The sequence below is a fragment of the Thermoflexibacter ruber genome (genome assembly GCF_900113045.1).
In the GTDB taxonomy this organism is placed as follows: Bacteria; Bacteroidota; Bacteroidia; order Cytophagales; family Thermoflexibacteraceae; genus Thermoflexibacter; species Thermoflexibacter ruber.
The window spans coordinates 96,868-115,410 of the sequence record NZ_FONY01000005.1; the positions used below are offsets into that span (position 1 = coordinate 96,868).

The 18,543-nt window shown below is 37.6% G+C and carries 21 protein-coding genes; 8 read left to right on the top strand and 13 right to left on the bottom strand.

Annotated elements, in window-relative coordinates; translation table 11 throughout:
- Positions 1 to 340: 340 nt before the first annotated feature.
- The 3 genes from BM141_RS04060 (at position 341) to BM141_RS04070 (ending at position 2,893) form a co-directional block, all read left to right on the top strand.
- Positions 341 to 1,009, top strand: coding sequence for a vWA domain-containing protein (locus BM141_RS04060; RefSeq protein WP_091540473.1), 669 nt, complete (start codon positions 341 to 343; stop codon positions 1,007 to 1,009).
- A complete protein-coding gene (locus tag BM141_RS04065) occupies positions 1,010 to 1,837 on the top strand; it encodes a PP2C family serine/threonine-protein phosphatase (RefSeq protein WP_091540476.1) in 828 nt (275 codons plus the stop codon).
- 129 nt (positions 1,838 to 1,966) lie between these two features.
- Entirely contained in the window at positions 1,967 to 2,893 is a 927-nt protein-coding gene (locus BM141_RS04070) for a hypothetical protein (protein ID WP_091540479.1), read from the top strand.
- A gap of 18 nt (positions 2,894 to 2,911) precedes the next feature.
- On the opposite strand, the gene BM141_RS04075 is transcribed toward BM141_RS04070, so the two are convergent.
- The 3 genes from BM141_RS04075 to mvaD all read right to left on the bottom strand — a co-directional run bounded on the left by BM141_RS04075 (position 2,912) and on the right by mvaD (position 7,331).
- A complete protein-coding gene (locus BM141_RS04075) occupies positions 2,912 to 5,203 on the bottom strand; it encodes an ATP-dependent helicase (RefSeq protein ID WP_091540484.1) in 2,292 nt (763 codons plus the stop codon).
- Positions 5,204 to 5,302: 99 nt separating this feature from the next.
- Complete coding sequence (locus BM141_RS04080) at positions 5,303 to 6,262, bottom strand: GHMP family kinase ATP-binding protein (RefSeq protein WP_245763972.1); 960 nt, start codon at positions 6,260 to 6,262, stop codon at positions 5,303 to 5,305.
- A gap of 25 nt (positions 6,263 to 6,287) precedes the next feature.
- Positions 6,288 to 7,331: a diphosphomevalonate decarboxylase gene (mvaD, locus tag BM141_RS04085; protein ID WP_091540488.1), complete on the bottom strand. Its 1,044-nt coding sequence runs from the start codon at positions 7,329 to 7,331 to the stop codon at positions 6,288 to 6,290.
- Positions 7,332 to 7,518: 187 nt separating this feature from the next.
- Between mvaD and BM141_RS04090 the strand changes: the two genes are divergently transcribed.
- Positions 7,519 to 7,953, top strand: coding sequence for a hypothetical protein (locus BM141_RS04090; RefSeq protein ID WP_143090793.1), 435 nt, complete (start codon positions 7,519 to 7,521; stop codon positions 7,951 to 7,953).
- Positions 7,954 to 7,999: 46 nt separating this feature from the next.
- On the opposite strand, the gene elbB is transcribed toward BM141_RS04090, so the two are convergent.
- Entirely contained in the window at positions 8,000 to 8,707 is a 708-nt protein-coding gene (gene elbB / locus BM141_RS04095; protein WP_091540494.1) for an isoprenoid biosynthesis glyoxalase ElbB, read from the bottom strand.
- A gap of 297 nt (positions 8,708 to 9,004) precedes the next feature.
- Here elbB and BM141_RS23755 point away from each other — a divergent pair, with 297 nt between their 5' ends.
- A complete protein-coding gene (locus BM141_RS23755) occupies positions 9,005 to 9,247 on the top strand; it encodes an IS66 family transposase (protein ID WP_394331672.1) in 243 nt (80 codons plus the stop codon).
- Here BM141_RS23755 and BM141_RS23630 read toward each other — a convergent pair.
- The gene (locus tag BM141_RS23630) at positions 9,209 to 9,334 is read right to left on the bottom strand and encodes a hypothetical protein (RefSeq protein WP_262509447.1); all 126 of its coding nucleotides are present in this window, start codon (positions 9,332 to 9,334) and stop codon (positions 9,209 to 9,211) included. The genes BM141_RS23755 and BM141_RS23630 overlap by 39 nt on opposite strands.
- Positions 9,335 to 9,418: 84 nt before the next feature.
- Between BM141_RS23630 and BM141_RS04105 the strand changes: the two genes are divergently transcribed.
- Positions 9,419 to 9,628, top strand: coding sequence for a hypothetical protein (locus BM141_RS04105; protein ID WP_091540501.1), 210 nt, complete (start codon positions 9,419 to 9,421; stop codon positions 9,626 to 9,628).
- Between the two features lie 8 nt (positions 9,629 to 9,636).
- Here the strand turns inward: BM141_RS04105 and BM141_RS04110 are convergent, their stop codons facing one another.
- Together BM141_RS04110 and BM141_RS04115 are read right to left on the bottom strand one after the other, a co-directional pair.
- Complete coding sequence (locus tag BM141_RS04110; RefSeq protein ID WP_091540503.1) at positions 9,637 to 11,121, bottom strand: C1 family peptidase; 1,485 nt, start codon at positions 11,119 to 11,121, stop codon at positions 9,637 to 9,639.
- A 74-nt stretch (positions 11,122 to 11,195) separates the two neighbouring features.
- A complete protein-coding gene (locus BM141_RS04115; protein ID WP_091540506.1) occupies positions 11,196 to 11,945 on the bottom strand; it encodes a hypothetical protein in 750 nt (249 codons plus the stop codon).
- Positions 11,946 to 12,092: 147 nt separating this feature from the next.
- On the opposite strand from BM141_RS04115, the gene BM141_RS04120 reads away from it, so the two are divergent.
- Positions 12,093 to 12,473, top strand: a complete 381-nt coding sequence (locus BM141_RS04120) for a co-chaperone GroES (protein WP_091540755.1) — start codon at positions 12,093 to 12,095, stop codon at positions 12,471 to 12,473.
- Between the two features lie 58 nt (positions 12,474 to 12,531).
- Here BM141_RS04120 and BM141_RS04125 read toward each other — a convergent pair whose 3' ends face one another.
- The 6 genes from BM141_RS04125 to BM141_RS04150 form a co-directional block, all read right to left on the bottom strand.
- Positions 12,532 to 13,281, bottom strand: coding sequence for a PspA/IM30 family protein (locus tag BM141_RS04125; protein WP_091540509.1), 750 nt, complete (start codon positions 13,279 to 13,281; stop codon positions 12,532 to 12,534).
- Positions 13,282 to 13,359: 78 nt separating this feature from the next.
- On the bottom strand, positions 13,360 to 13,749 hold the full coding sequence (locus BM141_RS04130; protein ID WP_091540758.1) for a YbjN domain-containing protein: 390 nt from the start codon (positions 13,747 to 13,749) through the stop codon (positions 13,360 to 13,362).
- 160 nt (positions 13,750 to 13,909) lie between these two features.
- Complete coding sequence (locus BM141_RS04135) at positions 13,910 to 14,980, bottom strand: hypothetical protein (protein ID WP_091540512.1); 1,071 nt, start codon at positions 14,978 to 14,980, stop codon at positions 13,910 to 13,912.
- 38 nt (positions 14,981 to 15,018) lie between these two features.
- On the bottom strand, positions 15,019 to 15,228 hold the full coding sequence (locus tag BM141_RS04140; RefSeq protein WP_143090794.1) for a hypothetical protein: 210 nt from the start codon (positions 15,226 to 15,228) through the stop codon (positions 15,019 to 15,021).
- 5 nt (positions 15,229 to 15,233) lie between these two features.
- Positions 15,234 to 15,671, bottom strand: coding sequence for an energy transducer TonB (locus BM141_RS04145; protein WP_091540519.1), 438 nt, complete (start codon positions 15,669 to 15,671; stop codon positions 15,234 to 15,236).
- Between the two features lie 132 nt (positions 15,672 to 15,803).
- The gene (locus BM141_RS04150) at positions 15,804 to 17,180 is read right to left on the bottom strand and encodes a sigma-54-dependent transcriptional regulator (RefSeq protein WP_091540522.1); all 1,377 of its coding nucleotides are present in this window, start codon (positions 17,178 to 17,180) and stop codon (positions 15,804 to 15,806) included.
- A gap of 204 nt (positions 17,181 to 17,384) precedes the next feature.
- On the opposite strand from BM141_RS04150, the gene BM141_RS04155 reads away from it, so the two are divergent.
- Complete coding sequence (locus BM141_RS04155) at positions 17,385 to 18,542, top strand: aminotransferase class V-fold PLP-dependent enzyme (RefSeq protein ID WP_091540525.1); 1,158 nt, start codon at positions 17,385 to 17,387, stop codon at positions 18,540 to 18,542.
- Position 18,543: the final 1 nt, after the last annotated feature.

An 18,543-nucleotide genomic window follows, 5' to 3' on the forward strand; every position in this document is an offset into this window, starting at 1 on the left:
TTGATAATGTGCTTATTAGCATTTAATAAATCAATTGGAGAAGTAAAAATACGCTTAAAATGCAATATTTTCACAATATAAGGCATTTATTTTGTTTAAGAGCCATTTACAATTTCAAATAAGACAAATTTCAGTCAATCAGAAAAATACAGGTCATCAGTTAAGCCATTGACTACCAATAACTAAAGTAGATTAGCAAAAAATAAAAGTAGGCATAAGCAATTCAATAAAAATAAATGTAAATTTGTACTTATATGAATAATTACTTTTCAAACAATTAGAATCACACAAATACAATTTTATATTTGTATTTATACATTACTTAACTTCTATCTTTTCTATGAATCCATTTGGAGGCGAATCCCCAGAAAATTATGAGCAAAAATGCCTGTGCGTTTTAGTTTTAGATGTTTCTGCTTCTATGCAAGGCGCACCTATTGCCAGTCTGAATCAAGGTTTGATAGATTTTCAGTATGAGGTCATTAAAGATTACACCGCATCTAATCGCTTAGAAGTCAGCATCATTATTTTTGGGAGCGAAGTTTGGGCGATTCAACCTCCTGCTTTAGTAAGTACTTTTGATATGCCCCAACTTACTACAAGAGGTTCTACCAAGTTAGTAGATGCTGTTCGCTTAGCTATCAAGCAGATAGAAGACCGCAAGCAGTGGTACAAAGCCACAGGGCAGAACTACTATCGTCCTATGATAATCCTGATGACCGACGGAGAACCAGACAACGACCAAGACGTAAAAGGTTTGGCAATGGAAATTTATCACGGGGTACAGAACAAAAAATTCTTGTTTTATGCTATCGGGGTGCAAAATTACAACCATGCCAAATTAGCGCAAATCTGCCACCCAGCCACTCCCCCTATGCCCTTAGACAGATTGCAGTTCTCTGCTTTCTTTAAGTGGTTGAGTAATAGCATCGGGGTAATTACCAAGTCTAAAGAAGGTGAAAAAATTAGTATGCCACCCGTTAGTGGTTGGACGCAAATGGAACTGTAAATGAGCGAAGAAATAGACTGGATAGTAGTATGGGCTTCTGCCATAGGTGGATTACACGCAAAAGAAAACTTGCCTTGCCAAGATGCCTGCTTAGTGAAAAACTTAGGCAAAGGTTGGGGTATTGCTACTTTGGCTGACGGGGCAGGCTCTTGCGAAAACTCTCATAAAGGAGCAGAGCAATGTGTACAGTTGGCGATTCAGCATTTTGCTAATTTAATTCACCAAAAAGAGTGGATAGAAAAAAACTTTTTGCCTTATGAAACAGAGTGGAAAAAATTGGCTTCGGAGCAGCTTTTATTGGTCAAACAAGATTTACAAATCTTTGCCCAACAAAACGCTATTACTCTCGAGAGCCTTTCTTGTACACTTATTGTGTTGGTTTACAGTCCATTGGGCTTATTACTTACGCACATCGGCGATGGTAGGGCAGGCTATTTCAATACCAAAGCAGAATGGCACAGCTTAATGACTCCTTTTAGAGGTGAGGAAGCCAATCAAACCATTTTTATCACTTCAGAGTTTGCAGAAAATATTGGTATTAAGTTAATTAAAGAAGAAATCCAAGCCTTTTGCCTGCTTTCTGATGGCTGTGAGAAAGCTGCCTTTGAGTGCAATCTATACGATAAGGAAAAAAATATTTACTACGACCCCAATCGACCATTTCCTAAGTTTTTTAATCCCAATATTTTAGCATTAAAAGGCTTAGAAAAACAACAAAAAAGCCAAAATGAGATGAACCAACTCTGGCAAAACTTCCTACAGAATGGTAATCCCCAACTCCAACACGAACCTGATGACAAAACTTTGATTTTAGGGGTAAGAAAGTAAGATTTCTCTTACTCGATTTTCCTTAAAGTATCTTTTCATAATGTTAAGTTTTAAAGAACAAATGTTATATTTGTGTAAAATGTCCATTAAGACAACTACAGCAAGCAAACCAAATTAAGACCTAATAATATGATAGCCAAAGTATTACTCTATAAGTTAATCCTTTTATTTTACTTCACTCATTCCTTAGCCCAGCAGAATTATATTTTTAAAGTATTGGCAATTCAAGGCAAGATTACTGTAGATGACCAAACGCTGACCATAGGCAGTGAAGTTAAATCCACTCAGAATATTATACTACATCACGATAGTAGTTATATCGCCCTGTACTATGCAGGCAAAAAAGAAGTATTAGAACTTAGCAAAAAAGGCGTGTACCAAGGACAAGACTTAGCAAAGCAGTTAAATGCTTTAAAAGGCTGGGAAAGCGATTTTTTTTATTATGCTCTCAAAGAACTTTCCCAAGAAAAAACTTTTATTAAGAATCCTGAAAGGCGACCTGTTTCTCCTGTAATAGCGTTACTGCCCATAGAGGAAGAAAAAATATACGGTAATAGATTGTTTTTCAGGTGGTTTGTACTTGACCAACTCCCTACCAAAAAAGACATTGTTGAGTATAATGTTTTCATCAATGATGCAAAAGAAAACATGCTTTATTACATCAACACTAAAAAAAACTACGCATCATTAGAGCTTGCCAGCCAAAAATTTATCAATCACCCTGTATTGTATATCCATGTTGTGCCAGTAGATAGTAAAGGCAATGACCTAACAAAAGGCTATAAATCACAAATCTATAAGGTGGGCAGATTAGACACACAAAAGGCAAAACTTATTACTGAAGAATTAGAGCAAATTTTTAAAGATAGAAGTAGAGATACAGCTTTTAGCAAGCTGGCAGAAGCCCGTTTTTTTGAAGACAAAAGATTGCCCTTAGACGCCATGTACGCCTTCGAGCAGGCAATTAGTTTATCCTTCAACTCGGAAGCCTACAAGCAAACCTATCGCTATTTTTTAGAAAGAAATGGCTATCCCTCAGGCATAATAGATAAATAAGTTTTCTTGACTTTTCTCCTATTCTATTATCATCAACTTAGCAAAACTCAGCAATAGCGTTTTTTCTCCTGCATTGTCAAAAAGGATAGTGGCGCGCTTGTCAGTACCTTGATTATCTATTTTCAATACTCGACCAAAGCCAAATTTTTGATGCTCTACCTTCATGCCTTCTCGGAGCTTAGCAGGGTTAGAAGCCACAAAATTCGCAGAAGGGGTATGTTCTCTCTGAGGATTTTTTTGATTTTGGAGGGGATAGGTCTTTATACTTGGCTTACTTGGGCTAAAATCATCTGCTTTTCGTACCAAAGGTTTACCAAAATTGGTAAGCGTATCTTCTCCTTTGAGTGTAGAAAAACGATTATTTTTAGTAGTAAGATATTGCACATCTATTTCATCTATAAAGCGACTGGGTTCACACATTCGCAAGTTGCCAAAACGGTAGCGTTGGAGGGCATAGGAAATAAATAACTTTTTTTCTGCTCTCGTAATAGCTACATAAAATAACCTTCTCTCCTCTTCCAAATCGGCTCGGCTCGAGAGCATCATTTGAGAAGGAAACAAATCTTCCTCTAAACCAACGATATAGACCACCTTAAACTCTAAGCCTTTGGCAGAATGAATGGTCATCAAAGAAACATAATCGTCATCTCCGTCTTTGCTTTCGTTCTCATCTGCCGTAGTAATCAGGGCAACTTCTTGCAAGAAAGCTATTAAACTCTTATCTTCTTTTTCAGGATTATCGACAAATTCCTTGACAGCATTGAGCAACTCTTGCACGTTTTCATACCTTGCTCGTCCCTCAACTGTCTTATCCTCAAAGAGTTCCCTTAACAATCCTGAGCCTTTGGCAATGTGCGAGGTTGCCTCGAAAGCATCTTTTTTCTCTACAACTATCTGAAATTCTTTAATCATCAAAGCAAAGTCTTCTATCGGACTGATGCTACGCCCCTTACCCAAATATTTGCTTGCCTCGCTGACTACTTCCCAAAGTGAAAGATTATTCTCATGTGCCGCTATCACAATTTTTTGTACTGTCGTATCTCCTATTCCTCTTTTAGGTAAGTTAATAATCCTGCGAAAAGCCTCCTCATCTTTGGGATTAATCACAAAACGGAGGTACGCCAAGAGGTCTTTGATTTCTTTTCTTTGGTAAAAAGACAAGCCACCATAGACCTTATACTTGATACCTTGCCTTCGCAAAGCCTCCTCGAAAGCCCTTGATTGGTAGTTGGTTCGGTAAAGAATTGCAAAGTCCTTATTGTGGTAGTGGTTTTGCATTTTTTCCTCAAAAAGAGAATAAGCCACTTGCTGTCCTTCGTCATTATCGGTTGCCGCTTTTAGTACTACTATATGCGTGCCTTGCTCATTATCAGTCCAAACTAATTTTTTCAGTTGGTCTTTATTATTTTCAATGACCTTATTAGCTACATGAACTATGGTCTTAGTAGAGCGATAGTTTTGTTCTAACTTTACTGTTTTGAGGTCAGGATAATCTTTGGCAAAGTTCAAGATATTTTGAATATCTGCCCCACGAAAGGCGTAAATACTTTGAGCATCATCACCTACCACACAAATATTTTGATTGACTGCCGCTAACTTCTTGGTAATAAGGTACTGAGAAAGGTTTGTATCCTGAAACTCATCTATGAGTACATAGCGAAACTTGTGCTGATACTTGTGCAGTACGTCTATATGGTCGCGAAAAAGCACATTGGTATTGAACAGCAAATCATCAAAATCCATGGCATTTGCCTGAAAACATCTTTCGCAATAAGTTTTGTAAATCCTACCCATTTCAGGCTTCATTTCTGCGGCATCTTCTGCATAAAAAATGGGATTGTTTAGGTATGCTTGCCAAGAAATAAGTCTATTTTTTGCTCCAGAGATTCGATTTAGCACTACGGAAGGCTTGTAAATTTTGTCATCGAGATTCAACTCCTTTAAAATCTGCTTAATCAAGGACTTGGAGTCATCGGTATCATAAATCGTAAAATTGCTGGTATAGCCCAATTTTTCTGCTTCTATTCGCAAAATCTTAGAAAAAACAGAGTGAAATGTACCCATCCAAAGGTTACGCGCCTCATTGCCCACTACCTTTTCTATTCTTTGCCTCATTTCTCGAGCCGCTTTATTGGTAAAAGTGAGTGCCAAGATATGAAATGGCTCTACCCCTAATTGCATAAGGTAAGCAATGCGGTAAGTAAGCACGCGTGTCTTGCCCGAGCCTGCTCCTGCAATAATCATCAGGGGACCTTCAGTATAAGTAACTGCCTCTCTTTGAGGCTCATTGAGTGAGTCTAAGTAATCCAACTTTGTCAGCGAATATGGTAATGGAGATAATAAAACTTATTTGATACAAAGGTAGGAAAGTTTTAGGTAAGTTTCAACAAATAAGAGTACTTCACTAACTTATAGCTTATACACTACTCTCAACTGATAGTCAGCTAAGGCAGTACGGATAGAGTTAAAATGAGGAGTAAAACCCAAAATAAAGCCACCACCACCTGCTCCACAAAGTTTGAGGTAGTATTTATCACTTTCTAAGCCATATTGCCAAATTTGGCGGTATAGAGGCGGAATCATAGGTTGGAAATGCTCAAATTGGAATTTGGACACTTTTTTAAGCTCGATAAGCAAATTTTTAAAATCACCTGAAAGAAAATAATGGATACAGTTATTGTTATATACCATTAACTCATTCTTGCAGAGATTTTTAAAATCTTCTTGCTTGCATTTTTCTAAAAAAAGATTGACCAAAGGCTCCGTTTTACGCGGGCGATTTGTATTGAGTAAAAAGATAGCTCCCATTTCTTTTTCGTATTTTACTCCATTAAACTCAGGGATTTTTACTGCTTCTATGCTCGTTTTAGACTTGATGAGCAAGGGCTGATTCAAGTAACAAATCAAAGGGTCGACTCCTGAGCTTGAGCCATGAAAATGCGATTCCATTTGCCCAAAAATGAGTTTTAGTTTTAAAATATCTTCGTTGGTCAGGATACCGCTTCTATCTATTTTATCATATACATAGCGTTCGTAAAGTGCAGCGGTCAATGCACCAGAACTCCCTACCCCAAAGCCTTGCGGGATATTGGACTGAAAATAAAGCCCTTGTGCAATATCAAATTCCAAAGAGGTAAAATCAAAATCTACATCTATTTGATTTTGTTGGGTCTTATACTCTATATATTCACAAAATGCTTTTAACTCTCTGTTAGACTGTTGGATACGTCGGGAGCTATCGGTGATGTGCTTCAGCACCAAACGACCACCAAAAAGATGATAAGGCACTGCTAAGCCCATAGAATGGAGAATGATGCTGTATTCGCCAAAAAGTAGGATTTTTGAGTAAAAAAAAGGTGATTCTATCATGGTTTAAAATTTCTTTCTAAGTTAGTTATACTTTTATTTGTTCCGCCCCTTTGCCTACTTGGTCGTGGATATAATAACGATTTTCGCAAAAAGCAGAAAGTTCGTATTCAATCCACTGCCTTATTCGCCATTCTTCTTTTTGAGGGTAGAGCAGATGCACGTTGGGTCCTGCATCTAAGGTAAAGCAAACGGATAAACCCGTAATTTGTCTAAACTCTCTGATTTTCTCTATGATTTTCAGGGTATTAGGGTGCATTAAGATAAAAGAAGGCTCTGAGTTCATCATTAAGCCATGCAAAGTCAAAGCCTCATTTTCTACAATTTTGATAAAGTTTTCCATATCGCCTACTTTCAAAGCATCAATCAAAGCGGCAAGGTTGGTATTTGCTTGCTGATAGCGCACCTCTGCAAAGGGGTGATGGTTCATGAGTGCGTGTCCTGCTCTGCTCGATACGCTTTTTTCAGAAGAACTTACTATCAAAATGCTATCTCTAAAATCTTGAAAAACAGGGTGCAAGTCAAAGGGAAACGGTATGGCATACTCATCAGAAGCATCGGTTAAAATAGGCGTTTCTCCCCATACTGTTACCCCGCCATAAACCGACCTGCACGCGCTTCCCGAAGCCAAACGAGCCAAAAAGGAGGCTTGTCGAAAAAAAGAAGCAGAGTCAAAGGTTAATCCTTTGATTTCCTGCTCAATACTACACAAGCACAAAGCTAAAGCACTCATGCTTGAGGCAGAGGAGGCAATACCTACTGAGTGAGGGAAAGAATTAGTAGAATCTATTTTTAAGTAAATATTTTTGAGAAACTCATACTTGTTACTATCTTGATTTTCAAGAGATTTTATAAAATTGACTATTTTTTGTTTAAATTTTTCGTTTTCCTTTCCTTCAAAATGAAAATCTATTTGCAAACCTTTGGCTTCGGCAAAAGCAATTTGCGTTTCGGTAAAAGAGGACTGCAAGGTAAAACTCAAAGAAGGATTTTGAGGAAGTTGAACTCCATGCTTGCCCCAGTATTTGATTAAGGCTATATTGGAAGGGCTACGCCAAGCTACTTTTTTCACAAATTAGGTAATTTTTAGTTTAAAAAGTTGAATTTGGTCATTCAAATAACTTATACAACTCTGATATAAAAAAAATGTTAGGAGTTTTTAAAAGAATTTAACACCTTGTGCTTTAAACTTTTGATTTTTGATGTAGTCAAATAGGCAAAATTAAATAGTAAAAACAAATTTAAAATCATTAAATACTATGAAAAAATCAATGTTAGTAAAAAATCTTATTGGTTGTGCCTTATTTTTATTCATAAGTTTAGGGTCATTTGCACAAGATACCGACATGAAAGGTAAGAGAGAGCGAGGCGAAATTAAAGAGGCTCAAATTCAAAAATGGAAAACTGAACTGAATCTCTCTGAGGAGCAGGTAGCCAAAATCCAAGAAGCAAACAAAAAAAGAAAAGAACAGATGGACAAACTCAGAGCAGAAAAGCAAAGTGAACGCAAAGAAAACATAGAAAAAGCAAAGGGAATCACCGAGGAGTTTGACAAAGACATGAAGGCAATTCTTACCCCCGAGCAGTACACTAAGTTTGACGAAATGCGCGATGATAAGAGAGAACAATTCAGGGAGAAAATGAAAGAAAGAAGAAAAGACAAAAAAGGACGCAGAGGCGAAGGTAGAAAATAGCTTTAGTAAAATGGAGAGAAATCAATATTTCTCTCTTTTTTATTGATTATTCCCCATCACTTTCATTTTGCAAAACGACCATTTCCACAAGTTTGCTCACTGTTTTCTGGATTCCTTTATACACTTCTACAATAGAAACGTCCATCATGTAACAAGGCGAAGTAACGATATTGTTAATATCATCTTCTATTACATCTTCATTATCACACATCAAGACTTTTGCTCCTATGGATTCCATAGCTTTAGAGATACCTGCTATATCATAATGGGAAGCCTTATCTGTATTCCCTACGGTAAGAACAGCCTTGATACCTGTACCTTCCAATGCCTTTGCCAGCGTAGTGGGCGACATACAAACCGCCGCAATGGGCTTATTTTCATGTATCATTTCTCTGATAAGTTGCTTTACGCCTTCATGAATCTGGCTTTCTGCCCCCTTAAACGCCCAATTTGTAAAGTTTTTAGCCGTTCCAAATCCACCGGGCATAGCTAAAGCATCTAACTCCTCTATATTAACTTGGTCTAAAGGAGTAATTTTCCCTCTCGCAATCCGAGCCGATTCTACCAATACGTTTCTTTTCTCAGGCATTTCTTCTCCCGTCAAGTGATTGACTACGTGATATTGGTCTATATCAGGAGCTATACAAATAGTTTCTGCCCCTGCTTTTTCCAAAGCAAGCAAGGTAAGTACTGCTTCGTGGATTTCTGTGCCATCATACACTCCACACCCTGATAGTAATACGCCTACTTTCATATTTTACTAAAAAAATAAGGTTTTAAAGCAAATAAAAAACTTATCGTTGCTAAGTTAAAAATTTGCTTTTGAAAAATACATAAATAAAAAAATTAATTATATACTCTACCTGAAGTTTTTTTAGATAAAACAAAAGGCTGAACTTTGTCACTTAAAACCATACACAAATAAAACAAGATAAATGCTTGAGCAGTGATGACTATAAGAAAAAGAAAATAACTGCCGTCTTACCCAAACAAGTAGGCAAGCCACAAGTGGTTCCATACGGTTTACAATGAGTTAGGGTGTTGTATTTTTGTGCATCAAAAAAGAGGGAAAAAGACATTAGCAAGTGAAGTGTCTTTATTACCTTTCTTGGGGGGCTATGTGGTTCGTCATTGCTGGTCAAGCTATTTTAGCTTTGATACTTGTCAACACGCTCTTTGTAATGCACATCTGCTACGGGAGTTAAAAGCAGTCAGCGAACAAGGAAGCCAGTGGACGAAGAAGATGAGCGATTTTTTACCAAGCCTCTTCCAAGCCAGCAGGGAAAGGGAGTAGTAGAGGATTTTCAGGCTTGAAAACAGCAATATGAGGGGATTTGTCAGCAAGCAGACCGAGAAGAACCGTCTGCTGAAAAAAGAGCAAGGGGCAAACCCAAAGACAGCAAAGATAGAAGTCTTTTGAACTGTTTGCAAACTTACCAAACGAAAGTACTTTGCTTTTGCTTGTGTGAAAGAAGCCTCCTTTACCAACAATATGGCTGAGCAGGCTGTTCAAAATCAAGCAAAAGGGGCGATGTGTTTAAAAACCCTGCACGGGGCAGAAGTATCTGCTGGCTTGCAAGGGGTGATGACTACGCTCAGAAAACAAAGGCTAAACCTATTTCAAGCTTTGCTTAATATCAATGCCAAAATCAATGTACAATTAAGTACTACCTAAATAGTTGCTTACTTTTTATTGATTTCAAAAACAACTGCTACTGCATTTTTGCCTTCACTTTTAGCACTAAAATAGATTTTATCGCCACCATTGAACCTAACGTTTTGTACGGCTGTATTACCTAAAGCATCTGCTATTTTAGCTTGGTAGGTGCTAGCTTTACTCTGGCTAATTTTCTGATTTAGTGCTTGGTAATCTATCTTTTCTTTTGTAAAAATTACTGCCATTACATCTTTTGTCCCTACATTGTCCAGTTGCAAAGAATAGTCTTTGGGAAATAGCCTCGCTCCTACTATGCCCATGAAAGCAGAGTGTTTTTCTGTATAGGGAAAAAGCACATAACTTGTGCCATTGGTTTCTTGTCCAAATACATAGGTATAACACTCTACCCCATTTTTGACTGCAATCTTGAATTTGGTGCTTTGTGGAATAACTTTGGTAGTTTCAAAAACATTGCCACCTTTAGACTTGAAAGGGAAATAGGTCTGGGTTTGATTTTCTAATAAACCAATCGCACACTCAAAATCAAACTCTTTATTTTTCTTTGGCAGTGGATACATTCCGTAAGCCTCTCCATAGAAAGCATTGGTAAAATACTCAAAATCTGCATATTTCATCCAAAAGACACCTTTATCTCCCCAGTTCTCACCCCAAGAGTTCATAATTTGAAAAGCTCCCCCTTGGTAATTGTCATCATAACCCACTATACACATCGCATGACCGCCAAAACTATCGCTTCCGCCGTCATCTACTATGCTTCCGTCTAAGCTACGCTTCAAGGCGGCGCGGTCTCTTTGTGTAGGAATCCAAGTATCTGTGCCTACCACATCATAAAAAGTTCCCCCTACTGCCATGCCCACTACTACAGGTGCGCCTTGGGCAATATTCTGTTTGATGGCATTAATATCTACCTTATAATCATCATGTTTGAGTGTCAGACGATTGTAACCCCGTAGCTTGTAGTTTACGGCTCTTTGCATTTGTTGTCTATCCGGCGTAGTACTGCAAGACCTATCTGTATAAGGAAACTCTGCCAAAGTAAGAGTACCTTCTTTGCTTAACTTGTCTAAGGTCTGCCCTATATGCGTACCCGTACAGTTTCCTCTGGTAATTTGGTTATAGACGAAAGAAGGACTGAAGGCAATCTTATTGGGGTCTTCGCCAGAGGCAGCAGCGTGCAAGATAGTAGCGGCAGCATAGGCACTTGCCCAAGCAGTACAAGAGCCTTGCCTACCCTGACTCATTCTTTTAGGGGCATATTGCAAAAGGCTTACTCTACCTGATTGCTGATTTTCTGGCAGACTTGATGCCAAAGGCTCAAAGACTTCTGCTTTGTCAAACTCTGCCTTGTCTAAATTGCAACCTTGTGCAAAACTTGCTTTCTGAACCTCTGTATTGGTATCTGTACTTTCGCTTTGAGAGCTATTTCCTCCACAAGAAAATAAGGAAAAAATACAAAAAATAACAAGTAAATATTTTTGTAATGATTTCATAATAAGCTAATTATATTTTGTTTTGATTTTTCAGAAATATATAATTTTTACGAAAAAAAGAAAAATAAGACTTTTTAATCTGTAGCAAGTACATAAGTAACATCTATATTTACTACTCCAAGTATAGTAAGTATGGATTCTTGGAAGACCACACGATTAGGAGAAGACTCCAATACAGCCCAGTTTACTTCTCTATTACTACTTCTCAAAGTCAGCACTGTCCCTGCCTCGTTGAATCTCCAAGTCCCACGCTCTACAATGGCTGGCTCATCTGCTCGACATTTTACTCCCCTACCCTCTATTGCATAAGTACCTCCTTTATAAAAGATTAATAAGTTATCGTAGGTACACCTAAAAACAGGTTCTAATTGCTCTACAGGCGTAGTTTTACCCAATTGGAACAAGGAAATCGCTCTCCACCTTCTGCCATTGGCTTGGGCTACATCGCCAGACCTGCTCTCTTTGACAATGATAAACTCTGTATTGACATAAAAGGCACCAATAGACTGCACCGTAGTTTCTATTTTCCCTTCCCAGTTATTTTGTGTCCTGCTTTGTACATCTATGTAATAAGCCCCTTCTTCTAAATTTACAAAGCGAACCAGCCCCGTGGTAGTGGTAACTTCTTCTGGTTTGAGGGCATTTTGTTCTTTTTCCCAATCTTCTTTGAACTTATAAATATTTACTTTAGCATTTTCTACCCTATTACCAAGTACATCAAGCACATACACTTCTAATACTGCGGTAGGTTGCCCTTCTTTGCACGCATGGCAAGTTAATAAAATGAAACACAGAAAAGCAAAAAGAAATTTTTTATTTGACATAGCTATACACGGATAGAAAGTAGTTTAACAAATTTAGAAAAAAGTTTCAAAAGCTATTCCACTTTTTATAGAAAATAAAGGTGTTAAATTTGCAAACATTTTGCCAAAGAAAATATAATGTTTGTATGAAATTTTAAGTTGATGCGCATGATAGAACAAACAAAAGAAAATAAGCTACGTAACCTCATTATTATAGGCGATAGAGTATTAATTAAACCTAAGTCACCTTCAGAAACTACTAAGAGTGGGCTTTTTTTGCCACCAAGCGTGCAAGACCAAGAGAAAATACAGAGCGGTTATGTCATGAAAGTAGGTCCGGGATACGCTTTGCCGTCTGATAGCCTTGATGAGCCTTGGAAGTCAGAGGAAGAAAAAGTAAAATACATACCCCTCCAAGTCCGAGAAGGAGATTTAGCTATTTTTCTACAAAAAGCAGTACATGAGGTTATCTATAAAGATGAGAAATACTATATCGTTCCTCAGCAGGCAATTTTGATGTTGGAAAGAGACCCAGATTTATTTAATTAAAATATGGAAAATCCCTAAGAATTATCAAAAATTCTTAGGGATTTAGATATAAAATTAATTAAGAAGCAGGTGGTGGTGGTACATCATCATTAGTGGTCGTGGTTTCCCCTGAGCCAAGCAATCCCATTTTAGCTTTGAGTGCCAACAAAGCATCTGAAGAAGTGGTAGAGCCAAGAACAGCCTCTACTTCCTCATTTACACTTTTACTTTCCAAAGCAATTGCTCCGTAAGACTCTGCCAAAGCCTCGTCTTGGGCTACTTTTTCTTTCATACGCTCTAACATAGAGATAGTACTACTTGAATCCACTTGGGCTAACTGCTTGTTTATCTTCTTAGTAGCTTCGCTTACTTTAGCTCTTGCTTTCAGTGTACGGAGTTCATTTTCATAAGTAGTAATCTTGGATTTCAACTTATTGATGTTCTGCTCCATAGTAGCTACTGCATTTTCATGCTGCACCATTTCTTTGGCAGTACGTTGTGCCTCTGCATCAGCGTTCTCTTTCATCTTCAGCATCTCCCCTGCCAAACGGTCAGCCTCCTGAGGTGAAAGTTGCCCTGCTTGTGCTTTTTGCAATAACATAATAGCTTTCTGCTCGTATTGTTTGGCATCATTAGAAAACTTAGCATTATCATTTTTTGCACGAATCGCTAAGGCTTTGATTTCTGCTAATCCTTGCAAACTCTTATTCAGGTCAGTTTTCAAGTCGCGAATCCCTTGTTCTGTCATCTTGATAGGGTCTTCCAACTTATCTAAGGCACTGTGTACTTCTGATTTGCCTATATTGAATATTCGATTAAAGATTCCCATAAGTATATTTGGTGTTGTTGAATGATAATTTTGATTTACTATGTCTTAACACTGGAAACACTTTATTTTACATAAAGTTTATCTTGCAAATTCCAAGAGTGTACCTGAATATTCTGCTACCAGTAATTTAAGAGAGTTAAGCGAACCTTCTAACTCGTTGAGGTCTAAGTTTTCCAGTTGGAGCGTATCTCTGAATACCACTTTCGTTCCAGAGTCGTCAAGAGCAAAAGCACCATGTACGATTTCTCTATTTTTTTGCAAGAGATTTTTAAAAATTTCTGGATTGTCTTTATTCAAAGAAAATAAAAACTGCTCGATAATAAGAATAGGAGGCTCGCAATCTATGACTAAGTTTTGTACTCCATCTTCTGGTGCGTTGATTACAAAAACTTCATCTGCTTGGTCTTCTGTAGTTATATCGTAGCCGAGTTCTTGCAGGTAAAACTTTACTTTTTGAAAATTGCTCATATTCATTCTTGTTGTTTAGTGTGTCTATTTTAAATAGGTTTAAAGATAAATTATTGACTAAGGGGTAGAAAAATTACCCAATTAATTCAGGACTTTAAATAAGTGAAAAAAAACAATTAATTCAAATCTTTGGAAAAAAGTTTTATAGTTTTTTGCTTTCTTACCTACTTTCCCCCAAAATCGCCGCTTTTTCCTGTAACAAAGTGGTTTTTTCCAACATATCTAAGCTATGCACTTCCAAAGTAAGTTCCTCTAATTGTTTAAGCGTTTCCACTTGAAAGTTATATTCATCACTTGCCTCTTTTTGAACGTTATTTTGGTCTTGAAGGTTGTCTAACTTGGCTGTAATTTTGTTCATTTTCATCCTTGCTTCGTAGGCGGATTTCATCTGTTGAAGTTTACCAGAAATTTGCTTGTAATAAGCAATACGTGTATTTACGACTTCCATATTTTTTTGTGCATTTTGAATTAAAATCTTACCTCCCTCTATATCAGCTATTTGTAAGCCTTCTTTATAATCATTGTCCAAGAAATAAATGCCCATGTCATTCTGATTTTTACGGTATTCATATAACACTTTGGCTTGAGGATTACTTTTTACATACATTTCCCCTCTTTCGTTGTAAAGGGCTTTGTAGGCTTCCATAAGAGTTTTGTCCAATTCTTCTTTGAGTTTGTAGTCTTGTTTGAGGTAATTGTCATTCTGACTTATCAGGGAATCGTAGCTGTGATGTGTAACTAATCTACTTTGCTTACCTTCCACCTTAAAAACATCTAAAAAGGAAATAAAATCACTCAGATTATAATGCTCTGCCCTTACTTCTACGCGTTTATTATCTGTATCTACAATAGATAGCATACTTTTTTCATCTGCCGAGAAGGTGTCTGCCTCAAAAATATTGACTTTTTTCATTCTACCATTTTCGGTGTAGTTCAGTTCTGCTTTGATAATTTCAGAAAGGAAAACCGATTTTTCCCCTGCTTTGGTCTTGCTGATGATTTTATCTCTCGTCAGAATAGTAATAGGGCTATCACTTGAGAAGTAGTTGGCAGCGAAAATCCCCACAGAGAGTAACGCCAAGCCCCACATGCCCATAGCAATTAGCCCTGAGAATACAAAGCCCAATACAGCAAAAACACCCGCCGCAATGAGGTACACCTTGCCCTTGCTCATCGGTGAGCGAGAGTCCTCCAACTTATATATTACGTCCAAGTCATCTATGTTTGTCATGGTTTTAAAAAATGGTTTAGGTTATTTTTGAATAGTATTTAGAATAATTCACTTTGTTTGATTAATTTAGCAAGATTCAACTCATAGTTATCAAAAAGGGAAATAGTACTTTCCCAACCGTAAGTAAGCCAAGGCTTTACCTGAGTAGCCCCTTCATGTAGCACTTTCTTGTAGTTTTTGTCATAAATAGGTTTCCCATTTATGACTTCATAGATAAGTGCTTGAGGTATTTCTACTAAAGTTTCCATTTCTATCAATTTTTTAACTTAAAAATAATTGGAATAATCATTCTTTGCCTTACTATTTTCCCTCTGATTTCGGCAGGTGTCCAACTTCCATAGGCTTGGATTAGTCTGATAGCTTCTTCTTCACAGCCCGCTCCTATTGTTCTGATAGCGTATAAGTTAGATAGCACTCCATCTTTTTCCACAATAAACTCGATGTAAACTCTGCCAGCTATGCCCTCCTCTTTGGCTTGCTCAGGATAATGCAGATTAGCTTTAAAAAATTGGTACATCTCTTTCAAACCACCTATTGGCTCGGCATTTTTACTGACGATAGTAAAAATAGCCTCAGGATTTCTTTCTAATTCCTGTTCTTGACTATCAAGCCACTTTTCTCTGCGATAACGAGCAAAAAAGAACAAAAAAATAAGAGTAATGAATGCCCCAAAGAAAATATAAGCAATCATAAGTATATATAATTTTGATAGAATATAAAATTAGGATTTTCTTTTGATTTTCTCTAAAAAATAAGAAAAACATTAAGGGAAACCAGCAAGTTTCTCTTGATGCTGTTTTAAATGTAAGAGTATAACATCTCATTACAAGCCGTGCTTTTCTAATCTTCTGTACAAGGAAGCACGAGTAAGTCCTAATTCTTTGGCGGCTTTGGAAATATTACCTGCGTGTTTGCTAATAGCTTTTTGAATCACTAATTTTTCTACATTTTCCAAGTTGAAGTCTTGAATGTCCATTTCGGCACTTTCTTCTTTTTGTAGTAGGAACAGAAAATCTCCGGGTTGGAGTACGGTGTCATCGCTCATGATGATGGCTCTTTCTATGGCGTGTTGGAGTTCGCGAATATTTCCGGGCCAATGATACTTTTGTAGTTTTTTGATGGTGCTTGGTGAAAGTGTCTTTTGAGGGACTTTGTACTTTTCACAATACACATTAATATAGTAGTTGGCAAGCGTAGGAATATCATCTTCTCTTTCTCGCAATGGAGGCAGTCTAAGTTCCACAGTATTAATACGATAAAGCAAATCTTGGCGAAACTCTCCGTCCTCTACCATATCGTAAAGTGGCATATTAGTAGCACAAATCAAGCGAATATCTATGGGAATAGCCTGATTAGCCCCTACGCGTGTGATTTCTCTGCGTTGGAGTACAGTAAGCAACTTGGATTGCAAAGACATGGATAAGTTCCCTATTTCATCTAAAAACAAAGTACCTCCATTAGCTACTTCAAAGCGACCAGCACGGTCTTCTTTTGCGTCTGTAAATGCTCCTTTTTTATGACCAAAAAGTTCACTTTCAAAAAGCGTTTCTGTAACTGCTCCCATGTCCACGCTTACAAAGACTTTATCTTTGCGATGCGAAGCGGCGTGTATCGCTCTGGCTATCACTTCTTTACCTGTCCCATTTTCCCCAAGAATGAGAATGTTAGCGTCAGTAGTGGCGACCTTGCCAATGATAGTAAAAAGATTTCTCATGGATTCACTCTCCCCTATAATTCCTGCAAAAGGATTGCTTGCATTTTTAGTATCTTTTTTACTTTCTTTGGGAGGTGTTTGCCCACTTTTGGTTGCTTTCTTAGATTGTACGGCATTTTCTATGGTGGCAAGTAGTTTTTCATTTTGCCATGGTTTGAGTACAAAGTCAGTTGCTCCTTCCTTCAAAGCACGCACCGCCATTTCCACATCGCCATAAGCCGTAATCATAATCACTGCGGCGGTAGGGTCTCTTTCCAAAATCTGCTCTAACCAGTAAAAACCCTCTTTGCCTGTGGTAATATCTTTGGTAAAATTCATGTCTAACAGAATAGCGTCGTACTTTTCCTGATTAAGCAAAAAAGGAATTTTTTGAGGGTTCTTTTCTATTTGTACAAAGTGGGCATGTTTTTTCAGTAAAAGTTTTGCAGCGAGCAAGATGTCCTCATTATCATCAATGATTAGTATTTTACCAAGTTCTTTATTCATATCTATAAGGCTTTTACAGGCAGTAAGTTTTTATTTTATACTTTTTCAGAATCAAATTTTAAAGTTACATATTTTTTGGAATGGTAAAATATAAAAGGCAAAAAATCTTGCTTGTAGTCCGATATTTTCACAAATTGCACTTTCATCAGAATCAAAATTGAATGGTTTGATTTATAATCTATAGTTTCTAATCATATCTACATCATGCTTTCTTGTCAAAAACATCTATTTACGCTCAGTCCTGACATTTGCTATTTGAACTGTGCCTATATGTCGCCCCTGCTGAAGAGTGTAGAAGAGGCAGGTATTCAAGGGATTCAAAAAAGAAGAACTCCTACTGAGATTAAGCCCGAAGATTTTTTTGTCCATAGCAATCAACTAAAAAAGTTATTTGCCCAACTAATCCATGCAGATAACTCGCAGCGCATCGCTATCCAGCCAGCAGTGTCCTATGGCATGGCTGTCGTCGCAAAAAATCTTGACTGTAAAGCAGGGCAAAATATTGTGGTAGCCGCAGAGCAGTTCCCGAGCAATGTTTATCCTTGGAGAGCCTTAGCTAAAGAAAAAGGCTTGAAAATCAAGACTATCGCTCCCAATAATGAATCCAAAACGAGAGGAAAAGAATGGAATCAGCATCTGCTCGAGGCGATTGATAAAGATACAGTTATGGTAGCTTTGCCCAACGTTCACTGGGCAGACGGCACGCGTTTTGACCTCTTAGCTATTCGCCAAAGAAGCAGAGAAGTAGGTGCAATTCTTGTCATAGACGGCACACAAAGCGTGGGCGCTTATCCTTTTGATATTCAGGCTATCCAAGCAGATGCTTTGGTATGTGCTGGGTACAAGTGGCTGATGAGTGGTTATACCTCTTGTTTGTCTTACTATGGAGAGTATTTTGACGGGAAAAAACCTCTGGAAGAGGTCTGGTTAGCTCGCAAAGGTAGTGAAGACTTCAGCAGATTGGTAGAGTACGAAGATGAATACGAGGGTTTTGCAGCTCGCTATGATATGGGAGGACGAAGTAACCCTTTCCTCGTGCCTATGATGATAGCAGGAGTAAGTCAAGTGATTGATTGGCGACCCACTGAAATACAAGCCTATTGCAAAAATCTTACTTTACCTCTTTTTACTGAATTAGAAAAGTTAGGCTATATATTTGAGCAAGAGGATTATAGGGTAGCACACTTGTTTGGCATACGCTTGCCTCAAAATATTGCAATGGAAAAAGTAAAAGAAGTTTTTTCCAAACATCGCATTTCTGTATCATTCAGAGGCTCAGCTATTAGGATTTCGCCGCATCTATACAATGATGAGAAAGACATAGAGATTTTAATAAATGCTTTGAAAGAGGCAGACAAATAAT

Bases quoted from the DNA above. Each gene is read 5' to 3' on its own strand.
- BM141_RS04060 (WP_091540473.1), top strand. From the start codon at position 341: ATGAATCCATTTGGAGGCGAATCCCCAGAAAATTATGAGCAAAAATGC.
- BM141_RS04065 (WP_091540476.1), top strand. From the start codon at position 1,010: ATGAGCGAAGAAATAGACTGGATAGTAGTATGGGCTTCTGCCATAGGT.
- BM141_RS04070 (WP_091540479.1), top strand. From the start codon at position 1,967: ATGATAGCCAAAGTATTACTCTATAAGTTAATCCTTTTATTTTACTTC.
- BM141_RS04080 (WP_245763972.1), bottom strand. From the start codon at position 6,262: ATGATAGAATCACCTTTTTTTTACTCAAAAATCCTACTTTTTGGCGAA.
- BM141_RS04090 (WP_143090793.1), top strand. From the start codon at position 7,519: ATGAAAAAATCAATGTTAGTAAAAAATCTTATTGGTTGTGCCTTATTT.
- elbB (WP_091540494.1), bottom strand. From the start codon at position 8,707: ATGAAAGTAGGCGTATTACTATCAGGGTGTGGAGTGTATGATGGCACA.
- BM141_RS04110 (WP_091540503.1), bottom strand. From the start codon at position 11,121: ATGAAATCATTACAAAAATATTTACTTGTTATTTTTTGTATTTTTTCC.
- BM141_RS04115 (WP_091540506.1), bottom strand. From the start codon at position 11,945: ATGTCAAATAAAAAATTTCTTTTTGCTTTTCTGTGTTTCATTTTATTA.
- BM141_RS04120 (WP_091540755.1), top strand. From the start codon at position 12,093: ATGATAGAACAAACAAAAGAAAATAAGCTACGTAACCTCATTATTATA.
- BM141_RS04125 (WP_091540509.1), bottom strand. From the start codon at position 13,281: ATGGGAATCTTTAATCGAATATTCAATATAGGCAAATCAGAAGTACAC.
- BM141_RS04130 (WP_091540758.1), bottom strand. From the start codon at position 13,749: ATGAGCAATTTTCAAAAAGTAAAGTTTTACCTGCAAGAACTCGGCTAC.
- BM141_RS04135 (WP_091540512.1), bottom strand. From the start codon at position 14,980: ATGACAAACATAGATGACTTGGACGTAATATATAAGTTGGAGGACTCT.
- BM141_RS04140 (WP_143090794.1), bottom strand. From the start codon at position 15,228: ATGGAAACTTTAGTAGAAATACCTCAAGCACTTATCTATGAAGTCATA.
- BM141_RS04145 (WP_091540519.1), bottom strand. From the start codon at position 15,671: ATGATTGCTTATATTTTCTTTGGGGCATTCATTACTCTTATTTTTTTG.
- BM141_RS04150 (WP_091540522.1), bottom strand. From the start codon at position 17,180: ATGAATAAAGAACTTGGTAAAATACTAATCATTGATGATAATGAGGAC.
- BM141_RS04155 (WP_091540525.1), top strand. From the start codon at position 17,385: ATGCTTTCTTGTCAAAAACATCTATTTACGCTCAGTCCTGACATTTGC.